This is a genomic window from Bacillus sp. SG-1 (genome assembly GCF_000181495.1).
Taxonomy (GTDB): Bacteria; Bacillota; Bacilli; order Bacillales; family Bacillaceae_B; genus Rossellomorea.
Window position 1 is genome coordinate 1 of record NZ_ABCF01000103.1, and the last position, 8,058, is coordinate 8,058.

4 protein-coding genes and 2 rRNA genes are annotated in these 8,058 nt (G+C 46.2%); 2 read left to right on the forward strand and 4 right to left on the reverse strand.

Annotation, left to right across the window (positions count from 1 at the left end; translation table 11 throughout):
- Positions 1-178: 178 nt before the first annotated feature.
- Entirely contained in the window at positions 179-1,645 is a 1,467-nt protein-coding gene (gene guaB / locus BSG1_RS18225) for an IMP dehydrogenase (protein WP_006838692.1), read from the reverse strand.
- 111 nt (positions 1,646-1,756) lie between these two features.
- Here guaB and BSG1_RS18230 point away from each other — a divergent pair, with 111 nt between their 5' ends.
- On the forward strand, positions 1,757-2,698 hold the full coding sequence (locus BSG1_RS18230; protein ID WP_006838693.1) for a YaaC family protein: 942 nt from the start codon (positions 1,757-1,759) through the stop codon (positions 2,696-2,698).
- Positions 2,699-2,812: 114 nt separating this feature from the next.
- Positions 2,813-3,043 carry a hypothetical protein gene (locus BSG1_RS18235; protein ID WP_156791530.1) on the forward strand — a complete coding sequence of 77 codons (231 nt, stop codon included), beginning with the start codon at positions 2,813-2,815 and terminating at the stop codon, positions 3,041-3,043.
- A gap of 44 nt (positions 3,044-3,087) precedes the next feature.
- Here the strand turns inward: BSG1_RS18235 and BSG1_RS18240 are convergent, their stop codons facing one another.
- The 3 genes from BSG1_RS18240 to BSG1_RS18250 form a co-directional block, all read right to left on the reverse strand.
- Positions 3,088-3,564 (reverse strand): glutathione peroxidase, encoded by a 477-nt coding sequence (locus tag BSG1_RS18240; RefSeq protein ID WP_006838696.1) that lies wholly within the window; start codon positions 3,562-3,564, stop codon positions 3,088-3,090.
- 1,387 nt (positions 3,565-4,951) lie between these two features.
- Positions 4,952-5,068: ribosomal RNA gene (gene rrf, locus BSG1_RS18245) — 5S ribosomal RNA — on the reverse strand.
- 84 nt (positions 5,069-5,152) lie between these two features.
- Positions 5,153-8,058: ribosomal RNA gene (locus tag BSG1_RS18250) — 23S ribosomal RNA — on the reverse strand; the annotation flags it as partial.

Consider the following 8,058-nt stretch of genomic DNA (forward strand, 5'->3'; position numbering starts at 1 on the left):
TGGGTTACGTTCCAGTGGGTACGCAACCTCGGGCACTGGAGCTAGATTCAGAACGACAACCTAACTTTTAAACATCAAATATTTATCCTTTCATCAAAAAACAGGACTTCCATGTAGAAAGTCCTGTTTTTAAGTGGATGGTTGAAAAACTAACAAGCCAATTTATTTTAAACTAAATCTATTGTAGTGAGTAGTTCGGTGCCTCTTTTGTGATTTGGACATCATGTGGATGGCTTTCACGAAGTCCTGCGCCTGTCATTTTAATGAATTGAGCTTCCTCCCGCAAAGCTTGAAGATCTTGTGCTCCACAGTACCCCATACCTGAACGCAGACCGCCGATCAATTGATAAAGCGTATCTGCAAGCGGTCCTTTGTAAGGAAGGCGTCCCTCGATTCCCTCTGGAACAAACTTCTTGTTTTCTTCCTGGAAGTAACGGTCTTTTGACCCTTTTTCCATTGAGCTGACAGAACCCATTCCACGGTAAACTTTAAAGCGTCGCCCCTGGAAGATTTCCGTTTCTCCCGGGCTTTCTGTTGTACCGGCAAGAAGGCTTCCCAGCATAACGGCATGTCCGCCTGCAGCCAATGCCTTGGCGATATCTCCGGAGTACTTGATTCCTCCATCGGCAATGATCGCTTTTCCGTGTTTTCTTGCTTCAGTTGCACAATCATAAATGGCCGTGATCTGAGGAACCCCTACTCCTGCAACCACGCGTGTCGTACAAATGGATCCAGGTCCAATTCCAACCTTCACCACATCTACCCCTGCTTCAATCAATGCGCGTGTAGCTTCTGCCGTTGCTACATTACCGGCGATGATATTCAATTCTGGATATTGATCACGTATTTCTTTCACAACCTGCAGAACCCCTGCTGAGTGTCCATGTGCCGTATCAATGACAATGACATCGACGTGGGACTTCACAAGCTGTTCCACCCTTTTCATCGTGTCACCGGAAACACCGACTGCAGCCCCTGCAAGCAAACGGCCATATTTATCTTTAGCCGAATTTGGGAATTCAATGACCTTTTCAATATCCTTGATGGTAATAAGACCTTTTAAGACTCCCTTATCATCAATCAATGGGAGTTTTTCGATTTTATATTGCTGCAGGATTTTTTCTGCTTCATCCAACGTCGTTCCTACAGGAGCCGTCACCAGATTATCTTTTGTCATGACATCGGAAATCTGTATGGAGTAATCCTGGATGAAACGTAAATCCCTGTTTGTTAAAATCCCAACCAGCTTTTGTTCTTCGACATTATTCACGATTGGAACACCTGAAATACGGTACTTGCCCATCAGATGTTCAGCATCAAAAACCTGATGCTTTGGAGTTAAGAAAAATGGATCGGAAATGACTCCGCTTTCTGAACGTTTTACTTTATCTACCTGTTCAGCCTGCTGCTCAATACTCATGTTTTTATGAATGATCCCTAAACCGCCCTGCCTTGCCATAGCAATCGCCATCTCGGCTTCAGTGACCGTATCCATTCCTGCACTGATTACTGGGACATTCAAATTCAACGTATCAGTCAAACTCACTTTTATACTGACGTCCTTTGGTAAAACCTCTGATTTGGCAGGAAGCAGCAAAACATCATCGAACGTTAAACCCTCTTTAGCAAATTTCGTTTCCCACATCTTTCTCGTCCCCCTTTTCCCAAAATATTATTAGTAGGTTATCAATTGGTTAAAATACTGTCAAGATGATATTTATTTGTTAGATTATTCCGATAATTTGGAGGTTTTAATATGATATCCCCAACACCTGTCTGGGAATCATTAAGCTGTTTTCACTCAGCCGAAATGGCTCAAAAATATTTAAAAAAATGCTATCAAAAACTATCGCTTAAAGAAGCAGATGTGCAAAGCTACAATAATTGCTATCCATTTATATATTACCTGGAACAAGGCGAACTGTATTTCAAGCAGGCACTTATCACCCCTCTATCGATTCAGCCCATCCTGTTGTTCTATGGATACATACACTTGATAAAAGCCTGTGTACTGACTATCGATCCCTTTTATCCCCAAAACACGTCTGTCCTTGCCCATGGGGTTACAAGCAGGAAGAGAAAAAAACAGCAATACAGCTTCCTTAAAGATGAAATAAAAATCCAGAAAAATGGACTTCTTTCCCACTTCGCCCAAGAAATGTTTCACGTGAAACATTTGGAGGCGGAAAAGTTCCAGATGGGAGAACTCTTATCTCAGATTCCCGAAATGAATGACACCTTTCAAAAAGTGCTTAATAAACGAACACAGTTTCCATTAGCTCAACATGACCAAACACTGGCCTTCTCAGATGAAATCCTCGACCATTACCATATGTCAGAGGATCGTTTCGTCCATTTTATTAAAGAAAAAACGGACAATAAGCTAGAAATCAAAGATGGACGACAGCTGATCGTGAAACAGAAGCAATGGGATTTGCCGCCAATACGGTTGGATATTCGAAATAACCAGTTCTCACTCTCAGCCGATCGATCTGAAGCCTCCACTCTTCCTGAACCTATCATTCACTACCTGCTTCTTTACAATCTGAGCATGATAGCGAGATATGAAACAGAATGGTGGAGTGAGCTTCTTAAATCCAATGCAACTGATGATTATCCCATCATCAAAAACTTTCTGGGTCTATCTCTTGAAAAGCCGCCTGTTCTAATAAAAAATTACCTTCTTTCTAAAATATAGGTATCATGAAAAAAGTAATCTTAGAAACAACTTCCTCATATCAATAAAGAAAGGACAAATAAGGGGTTGTTGACCATTAAACTGTTAATCATAATTACTCTAGCAGTTGTTTTTTTGCTGCTTTTGCTTTACTTCTACACCTATATCAAAAATAAATATCAGTCTGTCCAGATCATCACATTAGAAAGTTTTATGAATGCCGATTTTGTTAAGGAGAAAGCCGAGATGACGCCTAAAGGAATTATTGATGCTATGAATGATTTTTTTAGCGATCACAATGAGGGAGGAGGTCATATCAACGATAGTGATGATGGCGGAGATGGCGGAGATGACGGAGGAGAATAATCCATACGAAAAGCGTAAATTCATTTAGAATTCACGCTTTTTATTTACAGAATCTCTTCTAAGTCTTCTTTTATCTTGGCAGGAGAAGTTTGCGGTGCATACCTCTTTACTACATCCCCATCTTTGTCGACAAGGAATTTCGTGAAGTTCCACTTTACTTCAGAAGTCATTAATCCCTTTTTCTCTTTGATTAGATACTTGAACAATGGGTGTGCTCCCGATCCCTTTACATCCACCTTCGAAAACATCGGGAAACTAACCCCATAATTTATCTGGCAAAACTCCATGATTTCCTCATCATTATCAAATTCCTGTTTCATGAACTGATCAGATGGAAATCCCAGAACGAGTACCCCTTTATCCTTGTATTCCTCATAAAGCGACTGAAGCTCCTCAAACTGAGGAGTGAAACCGCACTTACTTGCAGTATTGACTATCACCATTGCTTTGCCTTTAAACTGGCTTAATGACACTTCTTCACCGTTGGGTTTCATTGCGCTGAAATCGTAAATCGAAGCCATCATCATCTCTCCTTTAGTCCATTTATTTTAGACTACGGGAAAGGCGGCAGATAAGCAAATTCGATGCTGCTATGGAAGAGAGTTTTGTTTTGATGGTTTAGAATTATTACCTGTAATAGGCTTATTTATTGTGGGGTATGTTGTTAGGGCAGACACTACTCTGGAGGACCTGTGTTGGTCTACTTTAGTTCGTTGATTGAGTCTTCATCCAGCCCCTGCTCTTGATTGTGGGATGCGTAAGTGGTGAGTGGAAGCAGGCTGTGGGTTGTTGGAGCTATGGATGCTTACCTTAACTTTTTTTATTTAAAGCTTGTGTTTAGAAAATTCCGTTCGGTTGAATGCTGGTTGAATTGCTAATCGTCTTGTTTAGGGGAGCCGTGAATCGTGCGTAATTTTGCATTAATTCAGCTGAAAATTTTATATAATCATGCTGAGTCGGGGTTTATTGCGTCCAAAACTTTAGTCAAAGTGTCATTGGGGTTACTACTCTAAAAGATTGATTGGGAAATTCTGCCCTCATTTTGAGTTATGCACCAATCTGGAATTACTGGGGAAAATCGTACATTTTTCTTCTCTCCCGAATTCTCTTCCCGCTATACCCTATGAAAATCTCTCTGATTTTGGATTCAAGCTAATAAAATCACCCTTTTATGTAGGCTCTGGAACTAATTGCGTCCAATCTCGGATTATTGCGTCGAATTTTAATTAATTGCGTCTAAATCGGATTTATTGCGTCCACCCGCAAAGTTCACTCTAGTGATCCCTCTTTGAGTCCCCGCTCCTGCACTTAATGATGTTACATACTTAACTCTGTATCTTTTGAATACAAAAAAGAACACCTCATAAAGTACTCAAGGTTTGTCTCGATATGTCTTCTGATAGGGGTAGCCCCAACTAACTACCATCAGCACTGAAGGCTCGGCCGGCGCTGAGCGGCGAACCTCTTCGTTTGCTTCGCTCCTTCACACCTTCATGACAGGGTCCTCTCCAATGTTCTCTCCCCCTCGTCCTCGACCTTCTTGCTCCTCCATCCTCACCCCTGCTTCTTATAACTTCTACAAAATTGTCCTTTGTACTTTCTAAACACAAAATAAGAGCACCACTTCGGGTACTCTTTCATTTGCCTGGCGACGTCCTACTCTCACAGGGGAGCCCAACTACCATCAGCACTGAAGGCTCGGACGGCGATGAGCGGCGAATCTCTTCGTCCGCTTCGCTCGTTCACATCCTCATGGGCAGAGCCCACTCCGGTGTTCTCTCCCTCGTGTCCTTGACCTTCTTGCTCCTCCCCATCCTCGCTCCTGCGGAGAACGGGGATCTACATGAGGATCTCCCCCTTTTTCTTTTCAATACAAAAAAGAGCACCACATCGGGTACTCTTTTGTCTGCCTGGCGACGTCCTACTCTCACAGGGGGAGATCCCCCAACTACCATCGGCGCTGAAGAGCTTAACTTCCGTGTTCGGCATGGGAACGGGTGTGACCTCTTCGCCTTAATCACCAGACATATTATGTTGAAAGAACATCGTTCTCTCAAAACTAGATAAAGTTATGAAGAAAAGAAAGTATTCCGAGTTTCGCTAAAAATTGTGGTTAAGTCCTCGATCGATTAGTATCTGTCAGCTGCACGTGTCGCCACGCTTCCACCTCAGACCTATCTACCTGATCATCTTTCAGGGATCTTACTCACATAAAGTGATGGGAAATCTCATCTCGAGGGGGGCTTCATGCTTAGATGCTTTCAGCACTTATCCCTTCCGCACATAGCTACCCAGCGATGCCTTTGGCAAGACAACTGGTACACCAGCGGTGCGTCCATCCCGGTCCTCTCGTACTAAGGACAGCTCCTCTCAAATTTCCTGCGCCCACGACGGATAGGGACCGAACTGTCTCACGACGTTCTGAACCCAGCTCGCGTACCGCTTTAATGGGCGAACAGCCCAACCCTTGGGACCGACTACAGCCCCAGGATGCGATGAGCCGACATCGAGGTGCCAAACCTCCCCGTCGATGTGGACTCTTGGGGGAGATAAGCCTGTTATCCCCGGGGTAGCTTTTATCCGTTGAGCGATGGCCCTTCCATGCGGAACCACCGGATCACTAAGCCCGACTTTCGTCCCTGCTCGACTTGTAGGTCTCGCAGTCAAGCTCCCTTGTGCCTTTACACTCTGCGAATGATTTCCAACCATTCTGAGGGAACCTTTGGGCGCCTCCGTTACTCTTTAGGAGGCGACCGCCCCAGTCAAACTGCCCACCTGACACTGTCTCCCACCCCGATAAGGGGCGCGGGTTAGAAGTTCAACACAGCCAGGGTAGTATCCCACCGACGCCTCCACCGAAGCTGGCGCTCCGGTTTCTTAGGCTCCTACCTATCCTGTACAAGCTGTGCCAAAATTCAATATCAGGCTACAGTAAAGCTCCACGGGGTCTTTCCGTCCTGTCGCGGGTAACCTGCATCTTCACAGGTACTATAATTTCACCGAGTCTCTCGTTGAGACAGTGCCCAGATCGTTGCGCCTTTCGTGCGGGTCGGAACTTACCCGACAAGGAATTTCGCTACCTTAGGACCGTTATAGTTACGGCCGCCGTTTACTGGGGCTTCGGTTCGCACCTTCGCTTGCGCTAAGCACTCCCCTTAACCTTCCAGCACCGGGCAGGCGTCAGCCCCTATACTTCGCCTTACGGCTTCGCAGAGACCTGTGTTTTTGCTAAACAGTCGCCTGGGCCTATTCACTGCGGCTCTCTCGGGCTTGCACCCTACCAGAGCACCCCTTCTCCCGAAGTTACGGGGTCATTTTGCCGAGTTCCTTAACGAGAGTTCTCTCGCTCACCTTAGGATTCTCTCCTCGCCTACCTGTGTCGGTTTGCGGTACGGGCACCTTTTTCCTCGCTAGAGGCTTTTCTTGGCAGTGTGGAATCAGGAACTTCGGTACTATATTTCCCTCGCTATCACAGCTCAGCCTTCACGGTGACGGGATTTGCCTCATCACCAGCCTAACTGCTTAGACGCGCATATCCAACAGCGCGCTTACCCTATCCTCCTGCGTCCCCCCATCACTCAAACGGAAAAGAGGTGGTACAGGAATATCAACCTGTTATCCATCGCCTACGCCTTTCGGCCTCGGCTTAGGTCCCGACTAACCCTGAGCGGACGAGCCTTCCTCAGGAAACCTTAGGCATTCGGTGGACAGGATTCTCACCTGTCTTTCGCTACTCATACCGGCATTCTCACTTCTAAGCGCTCCACCAGTCCTTACGGTCCAGCTTCACAGCCCTTAGAACGCTCTCCTACCACTGACACCAAACGGTGTCAATCCACAGCTTCGGTGATACGTTTAGCCCCGGTACATTTTCGGCGCAGAGTCACTCGACCAGTGAGCTATTACGCACTCTTTAAATGGTGGCTGCTTCTAAGCCAACATCCTGGTTGTCTAAGCAACTCCACATCCTTTTCCACTTAACGTATACTTTGGGACCTTAGCTGGTGGTCTGGGCTGTTTCCCTTTCGACTACGGATCTTATCACTCGCAGTCTGACTCCCATGGATAAGTCTTTGGCATTCGGAGTTTGTCTGAATTCGGTAACCCGATGAGGGCCCCTAGTCCAAACAGTGCTCTACCTCCAAGACTCTTACTACATGAGGCTAGCCCTAAAGCTATTTCGGAGAGAACCAGCTATCTCCAAGTTCGATTGGAATTTCTCCGCTACCCACACCTCATCCCCGCACTTTTCAACGTGCGTGGGTTCGGGCCTCCATTCAGTGTTACGTGAACTTCACCCTGGACATGGGTAGATCACCTGGTTTCGGGTATACGACCACATACTCATTCGCCCTATTCAGACTCGCTTTCGCTGCGGCTCCGTCTTTCCGACTTAACCTTGCATGGGATCGTAACTCGCCGGTTCATTCTACAAAAGGCACGCCATCACCCGTTAACGGGCTCTGACTACTTGTAGGCACACGGTTTCAGGTTCTATTTCACTCCCCTTCCGGGGTGCTTTTCACCTTTCCCTCACGGTACTGGTTCACTATCGGTCACTAGGGAGTATTTAGCCTTGGGAGATGGTCCTCCCAGCTTCCGACGGGATTTCTCGTGTCCCGCCGTACTCAGGATCCACTCAAGAGGGAACGAAGTTTCGACTACAGGGTTATTACCTTCTGTGACGAGCCTTTCCAGACTTCTTCGTCTACTTCGTTCCTTTGTAACTCCGTATAGAGTGTCCTACAACCCCAAGAGGCAAGCCTCTTGGTTTGGGCTAATCCCGTTTCGCTCGCCGCTACTCAGGGAATCGCGTTTGCTTTCTCTTCCTCCGGGTACTTAGATGTTTCAGTTCCCCGGGTCTGCCTTCCATACTCTATGTATTCAAGTATGGATACTGCACCATTACGTGCAGCGGGTTCCCCCATTCGGAAATCTCCGGATCAAAGCTTACTTACAGCTCCCCGAAGCATATCGGTGTTAGTCCCGTCCTTCATCGGCTCCTAGTGCCAAGG